Origin of the sequence: Chryseobacterium sp. NRRL B-14798 (genome assembly GCF_050470705.1) — a bacterium.
Lineage (GTDB): Bacteria > Bacteroidota > Bacteroidia > Flavobacteriales > Weeksellaceae > Chryseobacterium > Chryseobacterium cupriresistens.
Genome location: NZ_JBFLUL010000005.1, coordinates 24,199 through 46,097, shown reverse-complemented (window position 1 = coordinate 46,097; position 21,899 = coordinate 24,199). Strand labels below are relative to the sequence as shown.

The window sequence follows — 21,899 nt, the reverse complement described above, 5'->3', positions numbered from 1 at the left end:
AATTTTATTTTTGTATATTGATGATTTGTAGTTGTTTGTATTTTAAAAATGAAAAATATAGTAAAAATATTAGCCCTGTTTGTGTGCTGCTCGGTTTTCAAAGCCCAGCAAACCGAAGTTTCTGTCGTAAAATATGAAGACCTGGAGAAGCGTATTGAGCAGGAACATGATAAATTGCTTGTTGTGAACTTCTGGTCTACAACCTGCGGTCCATGTGTAAAAGAGCTGCCTCATTTTATGGAAGTAAATACTAAATATGCAGGTAATCAGATGTATAAGATGATTCTGGTTTCATTGGACAGGTCAGCTGATAAAGAAAGAGTAATTAAATTCATTAAAAATAAAAATCTTACTGCTGAAGTACTTCTGTTGGATGATATCAAAAGAATGAATACCTGGATTCCAAGGTTTGAAAAAGACTGGGACGGGAATATTCCGGTAACGCTGTTCTATAAAAACGGATCAAAAATCTATTTCAACGACGATGAAATGAGCAAAGAAGATCTCGAAAAAACAATTAAAGAAAACCTGTAATAAATAATCGATTATGAAAAACCTGAAAATTGTAATGACCGCATTTGTCGTTGGGCTGGGATTACTGAACTTTACAACGAAAGATGATCATAAGACTACAGATAAGAGCGTGAATGTTTCATCTGTAAAAGGCTACGAAATAGGGGATGAAGCCACTGATTTTAAGCTTAAAAATATTGACGGGAAAATGGTTTCGTTAAGTGATTTCAAAAGCGCAAAGGGATTCATTGTAGTATTTACCTGCAATCATTGCCCGTACGCAAAGAAATATGAAGACAGGATTATTGAGCTGGACAAAAAGTATAAAGCTCAGGGATATCCGGTCATTGCCATCAATCCGAATGATCCCAACGTACAGCCGGAAGACGGTTATCAGCAGATGATTGAAAGAGCAAAGCAGAAAGGATTTACTTTTCCCTATCTTGTAGATGAAGGGCAGAAAATTTATCCACAGTACGGAGCAACAAAGACACCGCATGTTTTTGTACTGAAAAGAGAAAACGGAAAGAATATCGTAAAATACATTGGTGCTATCGATAATAATTATGATAACCCGAATGATGTATCAGAATATTATGCACAGGATGCAGTAAATGCTCTGATCAAGGGGGAAATGGTGAAAACATCTAAAACTGTAGCCATCGGATGTACAATTAAAGTGAAGAAATAATATATTTGTTCCTGTAAAAATAAATCGGTGTTCATTGAATACCGATTTTTTATGCCTAATCCCAATTTGAAATGAAATTCCGATTCAGCCTGAAATATCTCCTTCTTACAATTTTTATTTTTCTGGCAGAAGTACTGATTGCCACCAAACTTAATGATATTTTCTTTGTGAGAGCTTATCTTGGAGATGTTATTGTGGTCATGCTTCTTTACACGTTTGTAAAAAGTTTTGTAAAAGTAAATGATCAGAAGCTGATCCCGGGAATTCTTATTTTTTCCTTTGCGGTAGAATTTGCACAGTATTTCCATATTGCAGAAAAACTAGGCTTCCGTCCTGGAAGCCTGATGTATATTGTCATTGGAAACTCTTTTTCCTGGATTGACAACCTTTGCTATGCCATAGGCTGTCTGCTGCTCTATATTTTCGTAAAGATGACAAACAGTGATGGCTTAACCTCAACCCCTAATCCCTGATTCCCTACAACCTATTCTCTATCTGCCAAAACTATCATATTTATCCTCTGCATATTTGGTAAATCGGTTCAGTAAAGCCACATTTTCTTTTTCCAGAGGAGAAAGATCATTGTCCACATTATTAGAAACGGGGATATACCAATCTGTCTGCTCAAAGAAATTTCTGTAGGTTTCTTTTTTGAAAGAGTAACCATGTCTTGCAAATACAGAGTTTTTGATGATCTCGATATCCAGTTTTCTTAAATTTTTAAGGTCTTTTTCTGTGAGTTTCTGCTTGGATGCATTCAGCCTGAAAATGGCTTCAGAGGCTATACGGTTTTTAGAGGTTTTATAGCTTTCTGTTTTTCCTGTTTCCTCATCGGTGTATTTTTCGGTAAACTCTTTCGGGTTTGACCAGTCTACGAGGTCAGAATCCTTATCCAGCATGAAATTCGGATTGTAAACAAACTCTTTTTTAGTCAGTTTAAGCGTTTTTGAAGGTGCTTTAACACTTGTTTTATCAAAGGCATTCCACTTTCCGGTTAAGCTGTCACCTTTTAATTTTACTTCAAATCTTCCGTCTGTTTTGTTATTGCCCGGTTCATCCAGTACAAAAGATGCTGTGGATTCATTGAAAACACCTCTGAACGGGCGTTGGTTACCGTTAACGATACTTTGTCCATATACGCTGTCCTGGGTGATTCTGTTAATCTTTAAAGAAATTCTCTTGTAGTTGCTGACATCATATTCTGAGCCGTCTGTTGGGTCAACAACCTTTTCCATTCCTGCAAATTCACCGGTATAAATTCCGTAATATTCTTTGTGAACCTCGGGGATTATCACAGAGTCTTTCTTTGCAGTCAGAGAATCTTTTCCTGATTCAGTAGTCTTTCCCTCTTTTTTGCAGCTTAACAGAGAAACTGTAAGCAGGGAAATCAATGTGTAATTTAGAATTTTCATATAAGTTTTTTTGTGATTAAATATTCAATAATAAGGATGTTGGGAATCCAGCCCAGCCAGGCAATGATCTGATAGACATCCATAGGATTGGGATGAAATAAATATACAATAATTACCTTCCACATTCTCAGGGTAATAGCAGATAAAGTAAAAGCAAAGCTCCGCCACATCCATTGTTTGTGTTCTTTAAACCTTTTCTGTCTCGCCAGCTGATAGGCTTTCAACGTTGAAAACCACCATAAAAAGCCTAAAATAACAAAAGAAATCTTTGACAGAAGGCCTCCGTTGGCAAAAATTCCCATGTAAATTCCTGAAGGTGCTGCAAAAATCAGAATGAGAAAAATATATACTTTTCCCATATTCCTGTGGAAATTTTTTAAACCAAAATTCTTTCTGAGGAGGGCAAGAAAGCCTGAAAGAAGTACAAAAATACTCGTATAAACATGAGTATAGAAAAACGAAAGATATTCCGGTCTTTCTGATACTTCTGTCTGTTTAATCATCAGAAAGCTGACTTCAGGATTAAAAGGAATATATTCTAATGTAATCTTAAGCATCAGCCAAAAGAAATACCCGAACCCTAAAACTAAAAGGGTTTTAAAGAAAAAGGCAGTATTTCTTTTGGCAGAGAGCATCGGCTGTTAATCAAGTTTTATCGTAAGAGGAAAAGTATAATAGCTACGGGCAATACGACCCTTGGATTCTGCTGGTTTCCATTTGGCTTTCAGAGATTTTATAGCTCTTTCTATTTCTTTATTGAAATCGGCATTATCACCGGTTACTGTGATATCTTCTATTTTACCTTTGATATTAACTATAAACTTTGCCCTCGCTGTGATTGTTCCTTCTATTCCTCCCACATTTATTTTTTTCGTCCTTATTCTGTCAGCAATATCTTTTCGAAGTGCCATCCATCCTCCGGGATATTCTGCAGATTTTGAGTCTTTCGACAAAACATGCTCTTCAGACTGATCTTTAGCCGGTAGAATTTCAGTTTCCTTTACCTGAGAAAATGCGAGTCCAAAACCAAGACACAAAGCGAAGGTTACTATTTTTTTCATGGTTTATTTTGTATTCAGGTTATTTATTTTCAAAGAAATCAATCACTAACTCATTGAATAATTCCGGTTTTTCTTCGGGAACATAATGATTGGCATTGGGGATAATGGCTAATTGTCCTTTGGGGATAGATTGTGCGATTTTTACCGTATGTTCTGTTTTTATGAGATCATTATCACCAGCAATGATTAATGATGGGCACTGAATTCTATTCAGGTCTTCATACTTCCATTGGGGATACTTCAAATCCAGATTCAGAAGATCAATAAAGATGTCATTTTTGTGGTCTTTGTTGTCTTTAGTAAGGCTTACAAGCATTTCTTTCATGGATTTTAAATCATGATCTTTGACTCCTTCCGGAAAAATATTGGCTCCTGAACAGGCAATTTTGTCTACCATTTCGGGGTATTTCATGGCCATAGACAGTGCGAGAATTCCTCCGTCACTCCAGCCCAGAATCTTTGTTTTTTTGATGTTCAGCTTTTCTAAAAACTGCTTAATATCCTCTGTCTGAATATCGAAGGTAAGTTCCTTCGTTTTGTCATAAGTAGATCTTCCTCTTTCGCGGCAATCGACAATAATCACTTTATATTTTTTAGCAAATGTGTCTTTTTGATTCATAAAAGCACTTATAGATTGGCCATTACCATGAAGCATAAGAACCGGCTCACCTTCTCCATAGGTTTCATAATATAATTTGATGCCGTTAACATCCATAAATTTTCCTTCCGGCATTGTTCCTATAATGCCACGACCTTTGATCAACAAAGATTTGCTGCCACTGAATGGTTGATAATCCGAAGTTTCAATGGTAAAATGTTTTACGTGCTTTATGTTCTGAGAATGGATTCCTTCAAACCAGCCACCAGATGTGATATCTTTCTCAAAACCTGAGTTTTCCAAAGGGATTTCAATCCACTTTTTTGATTTTCCATCATTCACTTCCAGCTTAAAATCGTCAAAATAAAAATCCCCGTTGTTTTGGGCAAAAGCTCCGATATTCATGGTCTTTGCAGATGGATTGATGGTTCCCTTTATTTCGTAGGTTTTCCATTCATGGGTTACCTGGATTCCATAATATTGATTTTCAAAGAAACTGGTAGACTCATCTTTATTATTTATTCTGCACCATAACCCACAATTGGAGCCATTATCCTCATTATCTTTTCTGATTTTTGCCGTTATACGGAAGTTCCAATTCTGTTTATGCTCTATATTGACAGCTTGTGTGAATGATGTCCAGTCAGAGACGATTGTTTTTTCCTGGCTGTATCCTAAAAAGAACCAGAGTAAAAGAAAGAAACCGAAATTTTTTTTCATGTATTTAGTTTTTATTAAAAGTAATCATTTTTTACAAGCTGTTAAGATCCTGTGCAATCAGCCATCCTTCACTCCAGCATGCCTGGAAATTGAATCCTCCGGTCACGGCGTCAATATTCAGAACTTCTCCGGCGATATAGAAATTAGGAAGTAATTTGGAAGACATGTTTTTGAAGTTAATTTCCTTTAAATCAACACCTCCGGCCGTTACGAACTCGTCTTTAAATGTCGATTTTCCGGTTACTTGAAACTTCTTTTTGCAAAGATTTTCCAGAACTTTCTGCATTTCTTTTCCGGAAATATTAGCTACCTGTTTGTTGAGATCAACCTTTGAGATCTCTAAAATTTTCTGCCAGAACCGGTTGGTAATATCAAAGATCTTAGATTGTCCGATGGTTTTTTTAGGATTGCTTTGCTTGAAATTCTGGAACATTTCTTCCGCTTCATCTATTTCAACAGAAACGAAATTCACTTCAATTTCAAAGTTATATTTCAACTTTGCCAGGCTTATCGCTTCCCATGCAGAAATTTTCAGAACAGCAGGCCCGGAAAGCCCCCAATGCGTAATAAGCAAAGGTCCGCTTTCTTCAGTTTTCAGCTTAGGAATAGAAATTCCTGCATTTTCAAAGCTTGTTCCCGGAAGATCTTTCAGCAATTCATCTTTAATATTGAAGGTAAAAAGCGAAGGAACAAGATCCACAATCTTATGACCCAGATTTTCAACGATTTTCAATGATTTTGGCGAACTTCCGGTTGTATAAACGATATAATCGGCTTCAAAATCTCCAGAATTGGTCTTTACAATATACTTTTCGTCCTGCTTTTCAATCTCTTTTACCGTACATCTTGTCTGCACAGTGACATTTTTCTTTTGAGTTTCATTCAGGAAAGTATTGATGATAGTCTGGGAAGAGTTACTTTCAGGAAAAGTTCTGTTATCATTTTCAATTTTCAAAGGAACATTACGCTGGTCAAACCATTCCATGGTATCACCAGGCTGAAATTTAGTAAAAACACTTAGCAATTCTTTATTTCCACGGGGATAAAATTGAACCAGTTCTCTTGGATCAAAGCATGCGTGCGTCACATTACAGCGTCCGCCTCCGGAAATTTTAACTTTCTGAAGGACATCTGAGTTCTGTTCTAAAATCGTAATAGTATATTTCTTTTCGTCAAGATTAGATGCACAGAAAAAGCCTGCAGCACCGCCTCCGATAATAATGATCTGTTTCATGTATGGGTAATCCTATGCGGAAGATTATTTTTTCAAAAGTACAATTTTTATAAACCATCTTATTTGAGTATTTTTGAAGATTATAATTTTAATTATATCAAAAACGATTTTCATATGATTTTCTACCATAAATTTGAAGTAAGATGGAGCGATCTTGATGCCAACAAGCACCTGGCTAATTCATCATATGTACAATATTGTGCACAGGCCAGAATGGCTTTTATGACTAAAGAGAAAATGGGGGTTACCCAGCTGAGCAGATGGGGAATCGGCCCGGTGATCCTGCATGAAAGATATTCTTTCTTCAAAGAGATCTATGCTGATCAGACGGTAATCGTAAGTGTGGAAATAGACGGATGTGCAGAGGATTCTTCCATCTACCGTTTCGTACACAAATTCTATACACCGGACGGAATGCACTGTGCCACGGCAGAAGCTACAGGCGTATGGATTGATATGATGCTTAGAAAAATGACCACACCACCGGATGATGTAGTGGAAGCAATGAATAAGTATAAAACCCCGGACACTGTTGTATTATCGAAAGAAGACTTCAAAAAGTTTCCTTTCCACCCGCACAATATTGACCCGGCAGAACTTACCCAATAATTCAAAGTTTAAAATTCAAGGTTTAATGTTTAAAGTTTGAGAAGCAATTTTTACATCATTCATACTTTTTACATTGGACATTAATACAAAAAATCATGTTTGAAGATAAATCACAGGAGCTGACGCCCATTTCAAAATTAGGAGAATTTGGTCTTATTAAACATTTGACAGAGTATTTTCCGTTATCCAATGAATCTTCAGAACTTGGAGTAGGAGATGATGCGGCGGTCATTAATCCAGACAGCAAAAAAGTAGTTCTAACAACAGATGTACTGGCGGAAGGAGTTCATTTTAATCTGGGTTATGTTCCTTTAAAGCATTTAGGATATAAAGCGGTGGTCGTGAACCTAAGTGATATTGCTGCGATGAATGCGACACCTACACAGATATTGGTTTCCCTTGCGGTATCCAACCGTTTTCCGGTGGAAGCTTTAGAAGAAATCTATTCAGGAATTCAGGCTGCTTGCGGAAGGTACAAAGTTGATCTGGTTGGAGGTGATACAACAAGCTCCAATTCAGGGCTGGTGATGAGCATTACGGCTGTAGGAATTGAAAATGAAGAAAACATCGTAAAAAGAAGCGGAGCAAAGCCGAATGATCTGCTTGTAGTAACAGGAGACTTAGGTGGAGCCTATATGGGATTACAGATTCTGGAAAGAGAACATGCGGTTTACCTTGCTGATCCGAATATGCAGCCTGAAATGGAAGGCTATGATTATATCCTGGAAAGACAGCTCAAACCTGAAGCAAGAACAGACGTTAAAACAATCCTGGAAGAACTGGATATTAAACCAACTTCTATGATTGATATTTCAGATGGTCTGGCTTCCGAAATCCTTCACCTTTCAGACCAATCCAAAGTAGGTTTCAGATTGTATGAGGAAAAAATTCCGTTGGATAATCTTACCATCTCTACGGCAGATGAAATGAATTTAAACCCGGTAATGACTGCTTTAAGCGGTGGTGAAGATTATGAACTTCTGTTCACGATTTCACCGAATGATTTTGATAAAATTAAAAACCATCCGGATTTTACCATTATAGGACATGCCGTAGAAAAAGAAGATGGAAACTTTATGGTAGCAAGAGGATCCAACCAGCTGGTAGCGCTCACCGCTCAGGGATGGGATGCTTTTTTAAACCAATAAAATGTATACTTTTACAGTACTACCATGTTTAGTAATTATAACGTTTGTAATAGTTACTTTATATAAACATTACATAAAAAAACGAAATCAGAACTTGAAAGAGTCTTTCGTTTTTGTCTTATTTTTTGTGAGCATCTGGAGCTTAATTTATTATTTTGTTTTCAGCTGAACGAAAGGTAGGCCGGAAAAGCATATCAATAAAATTGAAAAATTATATTTAATTTTAAATATTGTAAGAAAACCGCAGCACTTTTTTTGCTGTGGTTTTTGTTTCCAGTTAATTATTTTACACCATAATAATGATTACGCCTGAAAAAGAAATTCCCGTTCACCATCTGACCTCTGAAGAGTTTCAGATGAGCACACTGAGTGCAGCGGGCCCGGAGAATTTTCATGATGTTCACCGGCATAACTTTTTTGAAATCATCTGGTTCAGGGAGGTGTACGAAAACAGCCGTTTAGAGCTGGACTTTGAAAGCTATCAGCTTCAGAACAATCAGATCTGCATTATTGCACCCGGGCAGGCATTCAATATGAAACTGGAAGGAGAGGAAGGGTATGCAATGGCGATAAGCAGGGAAATTTTCAGCGAAGTATGTGATATAGAATCAGTACTTAACGGAGGTGAGCTTCCCTTTTTTTTACATCCAAAGAATGAAAAAACCTGCAGTACAATCATATCTCTGATGGAGCAGGAGTATACAACAACATCAAGAACAGCGCTTTTAAAGGCTTATCTGAAAGCATTCTGTATCATCATCGGGGAGCAGATTATCCCTCAGGAGCCTTTAGTGAATGACCGCCAGCGTATTCAGGAGCTGGTGGGACTTATCGACAAACATTATATCGTGCATAAAGAGACTGGTTTTTATGCCGGTCAGTTAAAGATAAGTACCCATCATCTTAATGATATTGTGCGCCATCTGAGAGGAACGACTGTAAAAAAGATGATTTCTCAGCGTCTTGTCCTCGAGGCGAAAAGAGAGCTTAGCTTCGGAGCGCTCACGGTGAAGGAAATTGCTTTTAAACTAGGATTTAACGATGCTTCATATTTTTCAAGATTTTTCAAGAAACATACGGGGCAAAATCCCGACAATTTTAAGAATATTGAAAAAAGATAATCCTCAATATTTACCACAATAATAGAGTGAAACTAATATTTTTCATTTGTTGTTCTATTTAAATCTTCAGTTTGTCCTATACTTCCTTCAGTTCTTTTATTGAAAAACGATGCTTTTTAAAGCAATTTTGCAGCTGAAAAAATCGCCTGCGAAGGCTTATTGTTATTTATGAAGAAGAATTTAAGTATTGTAGTGTTTATTCTAGCACTGCTCAACACGCTGGAGTCGTTAAGTATAGATCTTTATCTTCCCGCTTTCCCAAGTATGGCCGAAATCTTTAAAACGGATATCGGGCATATTCAGATCTCTATTTCGGTGTTCTTTGCCGGATTTGCATTCGGACAGCTCTTGTGGGGGCCTTTATCTGATAAAAAAGGGCGTAAACCAATGCTGTATTGCGGGCTTTTGCTTTTTATTATCGGAGCTACAGCCATCTATTTTACCTCAGATATTTATGTTTTGTGGGCCATGCGTTTTCTGCAGGCATTTGGTGGAAGTGCCGGGATTGTGATCGGAAGGGCTATTATTATTGATCTCTATGATAAGCATAAAGCAGTCACCATCTTTTCGCAGCAGTCGCAGATCAGTGGAATAGCACCGATTGTGGCACCGCTGTTGGGAAGTGTATTCCTTAAATTCTGGGGCTGGAACAGTTCATTTGCTTTTTTATGCATCATGGGACTGATCACATTTTTCATGGTCTATAAGTATGTACCGGAAACCAATACCAGAATCAAGCTTTCCGATGATGAAATACCGGATGAAAAAGGATTAAAGGATCAGCTGAAAATGATTATCTCCAACAGGGATTTTATCAACAGTACCATCGTGGGAAGTATCGCGTTTGCCTCTTTGATTATTTACATCTCCAATGCCCCGTTTTTATTCATGGAGATCCATGGGTTTTCGAGCAGCACATTCAGCTTTATTTTTGCTTTTAATTCTTTAGCATTGATAACGGCAGCTTATATTACGCCTAAACTGATCAAAAGAATAAGCAATTCCACCCTTTTATTCGCTGCTACCATTGTGTTGCTGGTGGTATGTACACTTCACATATTGATTGCGGCTGAAAATCTTTCTGTAGCATTGGAAATTGCAATGCTGTATCTGTCATTGCTGGCCATTGGTATATTATTTCCCATCACATCAGCTCATGCCTTATCGCCATTCAAAGAGGGAAGAGGAACAGCTGCTGCATTACTTGGTTTTATGCAGCTGATGGTTACATTTTTAATGTCAGCTTTACTTGGCTTTTTGGAAACGGATTCTATTATTCCAATGGTGGTAACGCGTTCTGCTATGGCGTTGATTGCTGTATGGTTCGGGTATCGTATCTTTAAGACTCAAAAAGTGACTGCAGCATTGGTTGCCCAACCTGGAAATTAATCCTCGTATTTGATCCTGTTGTCATACAATCCGGGCACTTAATCAAGTAATTTTTGTAAAAAATAGCCAAAGGGTTCTCTTTGCATAAAATTTAAAATATGAAAAGAACCCTTTCGACAGCTTTATGCTGTATATTACCATTAGGATACTGGATAAATGCACAGTCCGGGCTCTCTGCAGAGCTTAAAACAGAATACATTCCTGCATCCAATTACATCCGTCCGGAAGACAGTACAAAGACCAATTCCAAAAGCGATTTTAAAAGAGTAGATCTGAATCTAAGCATTCCTTTGTCTGTAAAAAAAGATAATGATGGAAAAGTAAGGGCATGGTCTATGCTGCTGAGCGGATCATACGCAAAGATGACTCACAAAAATTACGAAACAGCATTATTTCCGGATCAGATGCTGAACGCACAGGTCGGAATACAGCATATGAGACCGCTGGGTAAGAAATGGAGTTTGATGATGACGGCATCCGTAGGAGTATATACAGACCTTGAGAAAATAGATTTCGATGATGTACTGGGGCAGGGCGGAATTTTGTTTATCAGGCATTTTAATCCAAACCTTTCGTTAGGAGCCGGGCCGGTGCTAACTACTGCTTTTGGGGTCCCTATGATTTTACCATGGATTTATTTCGACTGGAAGACCAACGGAAAGATTAAATTCAAGATCAACTTCCCGGAAGGAATGGAAGCCGGATATCTTTTCTCGGATAAATTTGCTTTAAAAGCTGTTGTGGAACTGAACGGAATGACGGCAGAGAGAAATATAAACGGAAAATCGATGTTGTTAGGGTATCAGCAGATCACCGCAGGGCTCAGACCGGAATTAAAAATCAATGACAGGCTCACCGTACGTCTCACGGGAGGAACAGCGATATTGAGAAGCTTTAGTGAAAATGACCGGAAAATCAGCAGCATTTTCAGAGACAAAAAAATAGCTGATCCAAGATTTTCAAGTACATTTTACGCTGCAGTATCATTACGCTGGAATCTGCCATAAAAAACAGCCGGAAACGGGGAATGTAATAATTTCCGGTTTCCGGCTTCTTTCAGTTACTTACTGATTAATTTCTTATAAACCACTTGGTTAAGCAATTCTTCTTTGCGGGTCCGGGAGATGGGAAGCTCAATTTTATTAATAAAAAGACGTCCTCCGGAAATCATATCAATATGGGTAATATTGATGAGGTATGATTTATGAATCCTGAAAAAATGATCCGAAGGAAGTGATTCTTCAATCGCTTTCATCGTCTGATGGATAATCAATGATTTATCTTTAAAATGAAGCCTGGTATAATTCTGCATACTCTCAATGTACAGAATATCAACCCAGGAAACTTTAATGAAAGTATCAGACTGTCTTACATACAGAAAAGGATCATCCAATGAAGTGTTTTTTTTCAGCTTTTCACTGATGATAAATTGCTGCTGAGCCTTATTTACCGCCTGGTAAAACCGGTTGAAGGCAATGGGTTTTAACAGATAATCAACCACCTGCAGCCGAAATCCTTCCAGCGCATATTCGGAATAAGCGGTAGTGAGAATACATAAAGGAGGATTTTCAAGCTGTTCCAGAAATTCAAGGCCCGTAAGATAAGGCATATTGATATCAAGGAAAAGAAGGTCTATTTCACTCTCCTTTACCTTTGCGTCGGCTTCCAATGCTGTTGCGCATGTTCCTTCAACCGATAAAAAATCAATCTGACCGGCCAGTTCTTTAAGATGGAATCTCGCCAGAGGTTCATCATCAATAATAAGACATTTCATTTTAGGAATATTAGAGCTCATAACTGTCAGATAATGTTAGTATTAATGTTATTCTAAAGATGTGATTATCGGATTCGATTTTCAGATCATAAGAGTCCGGATATTGTAATTTTAAACGTTTTTTTACATTTTGAAGACCGATTCCGCCCGTTCCGTCCTTCTTTTTATAGGTTGCCATATCCGAATAGGAGTTTTCGACATAAAAATACAGACTGTTATTCTTTTCTTTACAGGAGATTTTCACATAACCTTTATGTCCCGGAAGCCTGCAAACGTATTTAAATGCATTTTCTATGAAAGGTACCAAAAGTAGTGGAGCAATAGAAGCTTTTCTGTTATTGATCTGCCATTGGGCTTTTACGTCCAGCTCGTTTCCCCACCTCAGTTTTTCTACCTCAACAAGGTTTTGGAGATACTCAATCTCTTTATCCAAAGGAACCAGTGGCTGATTGCAATGATACAGCTGGTACCGTAGAATATCCGAAAATTTCATCAGTAAAAAATCGGCAAGCTGGGTATCCGTTTTCATCAGGATATGAATATGATTCAGGATATTAAATACCACATGCGGGTTGATCTGATCCTGCAGAAGCTTGAGCTGGTTTTCCAGATGAGCCTGCTGAAGGAGAATATGATCACGCTCTATTCTTCCATGTTCATTATAAAATTTTACACCACACGCTGCTCCGTTGATCAGAAAAGAGGCAGGCAGGGACATATAAAAGCCTTTCCACAAAAAGGGTAAATGATCTCTGAAGTTGTCCGGAAGCTCATCTTTGGGTTCCACTTCAAGATAGGTGAATATAACAGAGAAAACCAGACTAAGCATGAAAATTACCATGACCAGCTGTATCAGGAACAGTTTCATTTTCTTTTCCCGAAGTGCTTTAGGAAGAAGCTTATTGGTTAAAAAGTGAGTAAATGTAAACGAGAATGCCGCAATGATCGCAGCCTGGGTCATCGCAAGGTAACTTTCTGTTGTACTCTGGAAATTAAACCACAATACAATCGCTAATACAAGCCAGAAAATAAAAGTAAATATGTATTCTTTTACAATAAAAGATTTTGTCATGGAATTGGAAATAGGTTGATAAAAAAATTAGAAACTGCAGGGAAAACAGTTTCTAATGGTAAAGATAATTTAAGTTTTTTAGAACAGGAAATAACCTATCCCAAGGGAGAAACTGTGGGGTTTGGACTTAAATTCTTTACTGATGCTTGTAAGGCCGGTTTCATATCTCAAATCTACCGTGAAGTTCTTATAATCTAATCCTACACCTCCCGTAATGCCAATATTGGATTTGTCAAACTTTTTAAATCCTTCATGAAGGGCCTGAGACGCAGACACTTTATTGTTGAAAGCATAGCTGTAAACGCCTCCGGCAAATACTCTCACATTAAAGTCATCTGCTTTAATCAGTTTATATCCTACTACCACTGGAATATCAATAGCGTTCCATGAAAGTTTTGAAGAGCTTCCGTCTTGGGACTGGTATGATGTTTTTCTTTTGTTGAACAGAGCTTCTCCCTGCACATACAGTTTTCCGATATCCACTCTTGTCATTACACCTGCCTGATAACCGAATCCGTATTTCCCTTCTAAAGAAGATTCCGTGGAGGTTTTTGTAAAGTTTGCCCCTCCCTTTACCCCAATGTGAAAAGCCGGAGTCTGCTGTGCTTTAGTTTCCATACTGCAAAAAATACATAATATCAATGCACTTAAAGCGAAAAATTGCTGCTTCATAATTTTATTATTGTTAAAAATCTGATGCAAAACAACAACTATGAAGGATGGAATTAAATTTTATTTGATGAATGGCAGAGATGCTTTGACAAAGATCTGTTTTTAGGTGAAAAATAAAACCGGAAGTTGTCATACTCCCGGTTTTTATTATTTAATAACGCAGCCTTTCTTACAAGGTGTTTACGTGGTTAAATATGTGATATCTGTGTTTGTTTCTGATTGGAAAGACTAAGCCCGCTTTCCATTTAATTTTTAATAAACTTTAAACTTTTTCTGATGGTAGCACCATCATATATATTGAGCATATAGATACCATCCAGCAATGTTGAGATTGATATTTCCTCTCCGTTTGTATGTCCGGTATTAATTATTTTACCCTGCACATTCATGATGCTGTACGAAGCCTGCTTACCTTCCAGTCCGTTTACCTGAATGAAGCTATGAGCAGGATTCGGGAACAATCTGATAGGATCTGTGTTTTCAGGAGCCGCTGCAGAACGCTGTTGTATGGTGCCGGTATTATTGCAGTACGGCAAAGCTGATAGATTAATATTCGGAGCCTGTGCAGGTGCAGTAACACTCAGCAATGTATTTACCGGAGTATACTCATTGGTAAATCCTCCGTTTCTTAAGAAAAATTTATTATTCACAGTTCCTCCTGAAGCATCCACTCTCTGATTGGCGGTGTAAGTAGCATCCACAGTAAAATTCGCTTTTGAAACCGGCATCCATTGTCCCTGTGCGGTTCTTATCCACTGGTTGCCGAATTCAGCCCTTCTGCCCAGATAACCATTTTCAGACTCAAAATTTTCTACAAAACTGTAAAATCCTTTTAAGTAAGTATTGGTATAAGGTCTTTTCCAGCTTGCAATCAGTTTCCAGCTTCCGGCTGTCGGTTCAAAAAACCAGGCTGTATAATCTGTACTGGCTGCTCCATCCGGATTTGCTTTCAGCAGAAATTTATAGGTAAGGCCGGCTTTCCATGGAAATTTCAGGTAGCTTTGCCCTCCTGAGCCTTCATTACCGAATTCTCCAATGGTAACATTCTCCCCTTTACAGTTTAATTTTATCTTTTTATCATCAGGAATTGAATCAGGGTTGTCTGTTGCAAAGGGACTCCATACTGAAAATAAGATACGTCTTTCCTGGGCAGTATTTACCTGCATTCCAAAATATCCTTCTCCAAAACCGTTCACCATAAAATAAGATCCCACCTTATCCTGGCCAACAGGCACCGTTACTTCATTGTAGTAGTAAGAAACGTTCTCAGAAGTAGGAATAACATAGCCCAAGTGGCATGAAGGGCCTCTTCTTGCCCAATAATAGTAATCCGGATTGTTAGAGAAAACAGTATTTCCTGATGCTGCAGGTCCGTCAATCAGCAGATCAGATATGCGCCCGAAATAGAGTCCGTTTTTGCTGACACCCTGCAGATCTACTTTTACATATCCTGCGGGTACATAAAAGCTTCCTGCAGAATAAGTATTAAAAGAGGTTCCCTTCATAAAGATTTTGTGTGAAACTCCATTGACAGTAACCTTAATTGTGCTGCTTTTATCAAAAAATACTTTTGCGATTACTTTAATGTTTAACGTTCCGCTGCTGCTTACTTTAAAATAGGTGCTTACTACCGCTTGGGAACTTGTCCAGTTTGTCAGTCCATAATCGGTAATCTTCTCCGTCCCATTACTTACCGGGCGGGTTATAAAGGCATTTCCTGCAAGAGGAATTTTGTAAGTTTCTCCGTTACAGGTAATGCCTGATCCTGAAGCCGATACAAGATTGGCCGCGAAAAAGAATGTAATTAATGAGAAAATAGATTTTAATACTTTCATTTTTGTGATTTTTAATAAAAATAATAATGTAAAAGATTATAATCGAAAGAAAATTGAAGTAATTTCAAATTTGATATAAATTCACTTATACAGGATTTTTTTTGTTAAAAATATTTTGATTTTAAGACTGTTAGATTTAAAAATAAAAGAAGTACTAGCGCATTTTTTTGACCATAAAGAGTGTTTTTTGAGATTTTTGCATAGATAAATGACAAAATTCCATAGAAGAGGTATCATTTTGAATATAAATGATAATAATATAAAACCGGAAGTAATACTACTTCCGGTTTTTTTATTTAATAAGGCTGTTCTTCACAAATAGAAGGAGGAATGCATCCGCCAGTGCCTCCACCACCAGGATTTCCACCACCGCCAACAGCGATGCATTGCCCCGGTGTTCCGTCTTCATACATTTCACAGGCTTTTCCCCATGCACACTCACAGTCACTCTGGCAGTTATAGGAATCTCCACCCATATGGCACTCATTTCCTCCGCTGCCCAGAATGGCAGATAAATCTTTTCTCAAAAGTTTTTTCATTGTTTTCATGATAATTGGTTTTAATGTTATTGTTTACAATTGTACCTAATTGTAAATATAATAAAATTGACTTAATGCGTTGTAAATGAATTTTATGTGGAACTTTAATAAAGAAAAGCCACTGTAAAAGTGGCTTTCTTATGTTGATTAGTAAAGATATCTTAAAAACTGAATTCCTTCTGATACAGCATACGTTCTTTTTTGAAAAGAGGAATAGTTCCTTCATATCGTAAAGGAGCAATTCCAAAACCATAGAACATATCAGCCTGAATTTTTCCTTTTACAGAAATCACGCCTTTTCTTTGAGGAACAAGTGTTAATCCTAAAGATGAAAGGGCAGAAGCTCTTCCTTTTACACCTGAATTAGCAATAGGAATGGTAAGGAACATTAATCCTACAGCTCCTTTTGCTTCTAAACCTCCTTCGGCAGATAAATTCCCCTCCGCAACGGTGATAACAGGTTCTGATTTCTTTTGAAGATTAATGTTAATCTCTGGATTTTTGCTTACTAAAAAGTTGGCATTTCCTTCAAGATCCAAAAGCTGGGCCTGGACTTTTCCTGTAGCCTGTACTCCCAGGAAAGGACCTGCAGAAAGAGTAGGGCTTAAGATCAATCCTGTAGGTCCTAAAACGATAGGAACAATAGGAATATTCAGGTAGTCTGTTGTACTTGCTGTGTAGCCCAGGCTTCCTGTGATACTGACAGAGCTTTTAAGTTTAATATCATCCATGATGAGGTTAACATAGAAGTTGGACAAATGTCCCCATGAGAAGGTGATATTATAATCAATTTTTGGGGTAAAACCTCCTTGTACGTTAACACTGGATGTTCCTGCTGAAGTCAAAGGAAACGAAAAGGTTTTATTAAAATTATAACGGTTGAATGTAATTAATTTCTGATTTTGAAGGTTTTTAGCTTCAATAGAAAGTATTCTCTGATTGATTTGTTCTGAAACCATTCCTTCTACTGGAACGTAATTAACCATTTTTCCATCAATATTGACAGGAGCTTTGCCAGATGGATCATACACGCCGCTCAGAGTTCCGCTGTAGATAAATTCTTCAAGCTTTGCACTGGAAGTCTGTACGGTGAATTGGTTATTCAGTTTTGAAACAGAATTTACTTTTGAAAGAATGGTATTCACCTGATCACCTTCTATCTTAGTCCCAACAATAACAGTTCCTACGGAAATGCTATCTGTTTGAGGAGTTGTACGGCTAAACGTAATTTCTCCGTTATTATGAGCAGAAATTGCATTCACTGATTCATCATTCAGAATAATAACATTCTTCTGTAAGGTAAGATTTCCCAAAGTCTTCATTTGAACAGACTCTGCAGGTTTTTCAGCAGGCAGATCGGCAGGATCATCCTGAGAACAAGACGTTAAAATAAACAAACAGAAAATAGATACAAGGAAAGAAAAACAAAAATTTCTGTTGATTTTGAAAGGGTTGGATTTCATTTTCATATAAAGTGATTTTAAGTTTTAATCAAAATTAGGTGAATTATTTAAAACTTACAAAAGAATTGTGTTAAATTAATATCAACAACATAATGATCTTTAATTATGTTTTTATTATATGAAAAATAAAAACCCGCTATCATCATAGCGGGTTCTGTATATTATTTTTTAAAGGACATTGTTAAGGGAACAGAAACATTTGAAGAGACGGGTTTCCCTTTGTCTTCTGCCGGTTTCCACTTGCCTTTATCTTTAATCCGGTAAAAAGCGGCTTCGATGAATGCGTTTACATCTTCATTATTTCCTTTTACATTGGGATTGAGGGCGTTCCCTTTGGAATCTACAACAAAACTTATTGTTGCTTTGTAGGTTTCCGAAGAAAAGTTCAAAAAGTCAAGATCTACAGCTTCATATAAAAGCTTTTGAAAAGCGGCCTTACCTTTATCATATTCTGCGTCCTTACTTACTTTTGTTTTTACAGGAGGGTCTGCCGAGATCATTTTCTGATCCTCAAGAGAAGCTTTATCCAAAGCAGTCTTGTAGGCTGTTATTTTATCCTCTGTCAAAAGCCATTCTTTCTTGGTTCTTAAATCATTAGGCTTAGGATATTTATTATACAGAGCCGTTTTCTTTCTTTCATAGCGTGAGTCTGCCCTCTGAAATTCAGAAATCTGGGCACTGCTGAAAATAAAAGTGAAAATGAATGCTGATGCTAAGACCTTTTTCATGATTTGTTATGCTTTTACAATGTTAATAATGACTTCAGTTGCTTTTTCCATGCTTTCCAAAGCTACATACTCATATGGTCCGTGGAAGTTGATTCCTCCCGCGAAGATATTCGGGCAGGGAAGTCCCATATAGGAAAGCTGTGCGCCGTCTGTACCTCCTCTGATTGCCTTGATTTTAGGCTCAATACCTGCTTCAGTCATTGCTTTTGCAGCAAGGTCTACAATATGCATTTTACCTTCAAACTGCTGCTTCATGTTTCTGTACTGCTCTTTAATCTCTACTTCTGCAGTTCCTTCCCCATGTTTTTGGTTGAACTCAGCTACTTTTTCTTCCATGAATTTCTTTCTGGCTTCAAATTTATCTGCATCATGATCACGGATGATATATTGAAGTTTAGCTTCAGAAATATCAGCTGTAATATCCATCAAATGGTAGAATCCGTCAAAACCTTTTGTCGTTGCAGGTGTTTCGTTCGCAGGAAGCATTTGAGCAAATTCAGCAGCTAAAAGAGCTGCATTGATCATTTTTCCGTAAGCATAACCTGGGTGAACACTTAATCCGTGGATTTTCACCACAGCTCCGGCAGCGTTAAAGTTCTCATATTCAAGTTCTCCGACTTCTCCTCCATCCATTGTATAAGCCCATTCTGCGCCAAATTTGGCAACATCGAATTTATGCGCTCCTCTTCCAATCTCCTCATCCGGAGTAAATCCTACAGCAATTCTTCCATGTTTGATTTCCGGATGCGCGATAAGATATTCAGCTGCTGTTACAATCTCTGCACAGCCGGCTTTATCATCAGCACCAAGAAGCGTATTTCCGTCAGTAGTAATTAATGTCTGACCAACATATTTTTTCAAGCTTTCAAATCTTGAAGGAGATAGTGTGAATCCTGTTGCCTGGTTCAAAAGAAGATCATTTCCATCATAGTTTTCCCATACCTGGGGCCTTACATTTTCTCCGCTGAAGTCCGGTGAAGTATCATAATGGGAAATAAACCCTATGGTAGGTCTGTCATCATTTTCCAGATTAGAAGGAACATATCCCATGATATAGCCGTTGCTGTCTATAGAAACATCTTCCAGGCCGATGGTCTTAAGTTCTTCTGTAATATAGTTGGCAATATCCCACTGACGTTCAGTAGAAGGTGTTGTTTCACTTTCTGCATCACTGGTAGAATATATTTTTACATAGCTAAGAAAACGGTTCAGTAATTTTTCTTTCCACAAAGGGTTGAATTCTATTGTACTCATCAGATATCATAAATTTTAACAAAGTTAGCAAATTTGGTGCTGAGAATACATTATTTGCGATTTAATATCAGTTATTGAAATTATGAATCAGATATAAATCTTTGAAAATCAAAATAGTGTTAGCTTTGTATGTACAGTATACCAAGTAGTTTAGTTTTATTATATTTGAGAAAATCAAAAAGTAAAAATGTTTCTTACCGAATGTCCTAGAGATGCTATGCAGGGATGGGGAGAATTTATCCCTACCGATAAAAAAATAGATTATATCAACTCCTTAATGGATGTTGGTTTTGATGTATTGGATTGTCTGAGTTTTGTTTCCCCAAAAGCAATTCCGCAGATGGCTGACTCTGATGAGGTGGCAAAAAATATTGACAAATCACGCTCAAAGACTAAAGTTTCTGCCATTATAGGTAATTACAGAGGTGCCGAAAAAGCATTGAAACATGAGTCTGTAGATATTCTGGGCTTTCCGTTTTCTATTTCTGAAACGTTCCAGCACAGAAATACCAATAAAAGCCAGGAGGAAGCTTTTAATGAAATCATTAAAATGCTTGAACTGGTAAAAAGTGAAGGGAAACAGCTTAATATCTATTTCTCTATGGCTTTTGGAAATCCGTACGGTGAAATGTGGAAATGGGAAGATGTTGACCAGTGGGCACAAAAATTCTCAGATATCGGAGTAAAAGATATCTTATTATCAGATACTACCGGAGTGGCTACTCCTGAAACCATTGCCCTTTTGTTTGAAAAAATACCTTCAAAATATCCGGATATCAACTTCGGAGGTCATTTTCATAACCGCTATGAAGATTCCTATTCGAAATTAAAAGCGGCTTACGATCAAGGCTGCCGAAGATTTGACAGTGCGATCAAAGGAATCGGAGGATGTCCTATGGCTAAGGATGATCTTGTAGGAAATATGCCTACAGAACAGGTGATCAATTTTATGAGTGTGGAAAAAGCTGAACATAAGCTGAACCTTCTGAACTTTGAGAGCTCTTACAACAAGGCGAAGGATATTTTTCATTTTTAAGAAGAATGAATTTCTCGCAAATTCTGCAGATCCCACAGATAGAAAAGTAGATCTGCTTAATCAGCAGAATCTGCGAGAAAACTATCAATAGGAGCGGGCTTTAGCCCGCTTTACTATATTGAAATATACATGGCTTTAACCAAAACGTAATTAAATTAACTCAAAATCAACAAACATGTCTCCAATCATCTCATCATTCGAACTCAAAAATATCCCTGGTGAAAATCTTATTATTCTTGATGCAAGAACCGGAAAAGAGGTAAAACAAAACTACCTTGACAAGCACATTAAAGGAGCAAGGTTTATTGATCTGGATAAAGATCTGGCTGAAATAGGAGAGAATGCAGCTTTTGGTGGAAGACATCCGCTTCCTTCGGTAGACAAGTTTGCTGAAACCCTTTCAAACCTTGGAATTGCTTCAAATTCTCATCTTGTTGTCTATGATGACAAAAATGCTTCCAATGCAGCAGCACGTGCCTGGTGGATGCTGAGATCTTTTGGCTTTAAAAATGTTCAGGTCCTTGATGGCGGAATGCAGGCAGCGGAAAAAGCAGGTTTGGAATTTGCTTCAGGAGAAGAGATCTTTGAGAAAGCTTCTTTAATTAAAAAAGATCATTGGAGTTTTCCGGTTTCAAGTCTGGAAGTAGTTGAAAATGAATTGGAAAACGATTCTTCTACAGTTATTGATGTAAGAGATGCCTACCGGTATAAAGGAGAATCTGAGCCGATTGATCTGGTCGCGGGGCATATTCCGGGGGCGATCAATATTCCTTTTTCTGAAAACCTTGATGAAAGCGGAAATTTTCTGAGCCCGGAAATCTTAAAAGAAAAATACAGCCAATTCTTAAAAGATAAACCTGAACACCTTATTATTCATTGTGGGTCTGGAGTTACAGCCTGCCATACAATTTTAGCCCTGGATTATGCAGGATTTCCGGTTCCGGATCTGTATGTAGGTTCATGGAGTGAATGGAGCAGGAGAGAAGGAAAGGAAATAGCAAAAGATATTTAAAAATAAAAACCCCGAAAA

The 21,899-nt window shown here is 37.6% G+C and carries 23 protein-coding genes; 10 read left to right on the top strand and 13 right to left on the bottom strand.

The annotated features are described in order from the left end of the window. Positions 1-48: 48 nt before the first annotated feature. The 3 genes from AB1278_RS00610 (at position 49) to AB1278_RS00600 (ending at position 1,677) form a co-directional block, all read left to right on the top strand. Positions 49-534, top strand: coding sequence for a TlpA family protein disulfide reductase (locus tag AB1278_RS00610; protein WP_429811771.1), 486 nt, complete (start codon positions 49-51; stop codon positions 532-534). A 13-nt stretch (positions 535-547) separates the two neighbouring features. Further along, complete coding sequence (locus AB1278_RS00605) at positions 548-1,204, top strand: thioredoxin family protein (protein ID WP_202842055.1); 657 nt, start codon at positions 548-550, stop codon at positions 1,202-1,204. A gap of 71 nt (positions 1,205-1,275) precedes the next feature. Continuing rightward, complete coding sequence (locus tag AB1278_RS00600; RefSeq protein WP_202842053.1) at positions 1,276-1,677, top strand: DUF2809 domain-containing protein; 402 nt, start codon at positions 1,276-1,278, stop codon at positions 1,675-1,677. 18 nt (positions 1,678-1,695) lie between these two features. On the opposite strand, the gene AB1278_RS00595 is transcribed toward AB1278_RS00600, so the two are convergent. The 5 genes from AB1278_RS00595 to AB1278_RS00575 are packed head-to-tail and all read right to left on the bottom strand — an operon-like array spanning position 1,696 to position 6,229. After that, positions 1,696-2,616, bottom strand: coding sequence for a YARHG domain-containing protein (locus AB1278_RS00595; protein WP_429811768.1), 921 nt, complete (start codon positions 2,614-2,616; stop codon positions 1,696-1,698). After that, positions 2,613-3,251, bottom strand: coding sequence for a DUF2306 domain-containing protein (locus AB1278_RS00590; protein ID WP_429811765.1), 639 nt, complete (start codon positions 3,249-3,251; stop codon positions 2,613-2,615). The genes AB1278_RS00595 and AB1278_RS00590 overlap by 4 nt, the downstream gene beginning before the upstream one ends. 6 nt (positions 3,252-3,257) lie before the next feature. After that, positions 3,258-3,677 carry an energy transducer TonB gene (locus AB1278_RS00585; protein WP_343640953.1) on the bottom strand — a complete coding sequence of 140 codons (420 nt, stop codon included), beginning with the start codon at positions 3,675-3,677 and terminating at the stop codon, positions 3,258-3,260. Positions 3,678-3,696: 19 nt separating this feature from the next. Continuing rightward, a complete protein-coding gene (locus tag AB1278_RS00580; protein ID WP_429811762.1) occupies positions 3,697-4,995 on the bottom strand; it encodes an alpha/beta fold hydrolase in 1,299 nt (432 codons plus the stop codon). A 31-nt stretch (positions 4,996-5,026) separates the two neighbouring features. Next, positions 5,027-6,229, bottom strand: coding sequence for an NAD(P)/FAD-dependent oxidoreductase (locus tag AB1278_RS00575; RefSeq protein WP_429811759.1), 1,203 nt, complete (start codon positions 6,227-6,229; stop codon positions 5,027-5,029). A 114-nt stretch (positions 6,230-6,343) separates the two neighbouring features. Between AB1278_RS00575 and AB1278_RS00570 the strand changes: the two genes are divergently transcribed. The 5 genes from AB1278_RS00570 (at position 6,344) to AB1278_RS00550 (ending at position 11,503) form a co-directional block, all read left to right on the top strand. After that, positions 6,344-6,838 (top strand): acyl-CoA thioesterase, encoded by a 495-nt coding sequence (locus AB1278_RS00570; protein WP_202842041.1) that lies wholly within the window; start codon positions 6,344-6,346, stop codon positions 6,836-6,838. A gap of 95 nt (positions 6,839-6,933) precedes the next feature. Next, positions 6,934-7,986: a thiamine-phosphate kinase gene (gene thiL / locus AB1278_RS00565; protein WP_202842039.1), complete on the top strand. Its 1,053-nt coding sequence runs from the start codon at positions 6,934-6,936 to the stop codon at positions 7,984-7,986. Between the two features lie 299 nt (positions 7,987-8,285). Continuing rightward, on the top strand, positions 8,286-9,107 hold the full coding sequence (locus AB1278_RS00560) for a helix-turn-helix domain-containing protein (protein WP_202842038.1): 822 nt from the start codon (positions 8,286-8,288) through the stop codon (positions 9,105-9,107). Between the two features lie 168 nt (positions 9,108-9,275). Then, the gene (locus AB1278_RS00555; RefSeq protein ID WP_429811756.1) at positions 9,276-10,496 is read left to right on the top strand and encodes a multidrug effflux MFS transporter; all 1,221 of its coding nucleotides are present in this window, start codon (positions 9,276-9,278) and stop codon (positions 10,494-10,496) included. A 98-nt stretch (positions 10,497-10,594) separates the two neighbouring features. Beyond that, positions 10,595-11,503: a DUF6268 family outer membrane beta-barrel protein gene (locus AB1278_RS00550; RefSeq protein WP_395972127.1), complete on the top strand. Its 909-nt coding sequence runs from the start codon at positions 10,595-10,597 to the stop codon at positions 11,501-11,503. A 53-nt stretch (positions 11,504-11,556) separates the two neighbouring features. Here the strand turns inward: AB1278_RS00550 and AB1278_RS00545 are convergent, their stop codons facing one another. The 8 genes from AB1278_RS00545 to pepT all read right to left on the bottom strand — a co-directional run bounded on the left by AB1278_RS00545 (position 11,557) and on the right by pepT (position 19,833). Beyond that, positions 11,557-12,291 carry a LytR/AlgR family response regulator transcription factor gene (locus tag AB1278_RS00545; protein ID WP_110009038.1) on the bottom strand — a complete coding sequence of 245 codons (735 nt, stop codon included), beginning with the start codon at positions 12,289-12,291 and terminating at the stop codon, positions 11,557-11,559. Further along, a complete protein-coding gene (locus AB1278_RS00540) occupies positions 12,281-13,342 on the bottom strand; it encodes a sensor histidine kinase (RefSeq protein ID WP_110009039.1) in 1,062 nt (353 codons plus the stop codon). The genes AB1278_RS00545 and AB1278_RS00540 overlap by 11 nt, the downstream gene beginning before the upstream one ends. Positions 13,343-13,420: 78 nt before the next feature. Next, positions 13,421-13,960, bottom strand: coding sequence for a porin family protein (locus AB1278_RS00535; protein WP_429811753.1), 540 nt, complete (start codon positions 13,958-13,960; stop codon positions 13,421-13,423). Between the two features lie 299 nt (positions 13,961-14,259). After that, the gene (locus AB1278_RS00530) at positions 14,260-15,849 is read right to left on the bottom strand and encodes a DUF3472 domain-containing protein (RefSeq protein ID WP_429811750.1); all 1,590 of its coding nucleotides are present in this window, start codon (positions 15,847-15,849) and stop codon (positions 14,260-14,262) included. A 296-nt stretch (positions 15,850-16,145) separates the two neighbouring features. Further along, positions 16,146-16,397 (bottom strand): hypothetical protein, encoded by a 252-nt coding sequence (locus AB1278_RS00525; RefSeq protein ID WP_041461961.1) that lies wholly within the window; start codon positions 16,395-16,397, stop codon positions 16,146-16,148. Positions 16,398-16,549: 152 nt separating this feature from the next. Further along, entirely contained in the window at positions 16,550-17,857 is a 1,308-nt protein-coding gene (locus AB1278_RS00520) for a hypothetical protein (protein WP_202842028.1), read from the bottom strand. A gap of 155 nt (positions 17,858-18,012) precedes the next feature. Beyond that, positions 18,013-18,579 carry a hypothetical protein gene (locus AB1278_RS00515; RefSeq protein ID WP_202842026.1) on the bottom strand — a complete coding sequence of 189 codons (567 nt, stop codon included), beginning with the start codon at positions 18,577-18,579 and terminating at the stop codon, positions 18,013-18,015. A 6-nt stretch (positions 18,580-18,585) separates the two neighbouring features. Then, positions 18,586-19,833, bottom strand: a complete 1,248-nt coding sequence (pepT, locus tag AB1278_RS00510) for a peptidase T (protein WP_429811747.1) — start codon at positions 19,831-19,833, stop codon at positions 18,586-18,588. A gap of 187 nt (positions 19,834-20,020) precedes the next feature. Between pepT and AB1278_RS00505 the strand changes: the two genes are divergently transcribed. Both AB1278_RS00505 and AB1278_RS00500 read left to right on the top strand, forming a co-directional pair. Beyond that, positions 20,021-20,869, top strand: a complete 849-nt coding sequence (locus tag AB1278_RS00505; RefSeq protein ID WP_227941256.1) for a hydroxymethylglutaryl-CoA lyase — start codon at positions 20,021-20,023, stop codon at positions 20,867-20,869. Between the two features lie 175 nt (positions 20,870-21,044). Then, entirely contained in the window at positions 21,045-21,881 is an 837-nt protein-coding gene (locus AB1278_RS00500) for a sulfurtransferase (protein ID WP_411414119.1), read from the top strand. The last annotated feature ends 18 nt before the right edge of the window (positions 21,882-21,899 follow it).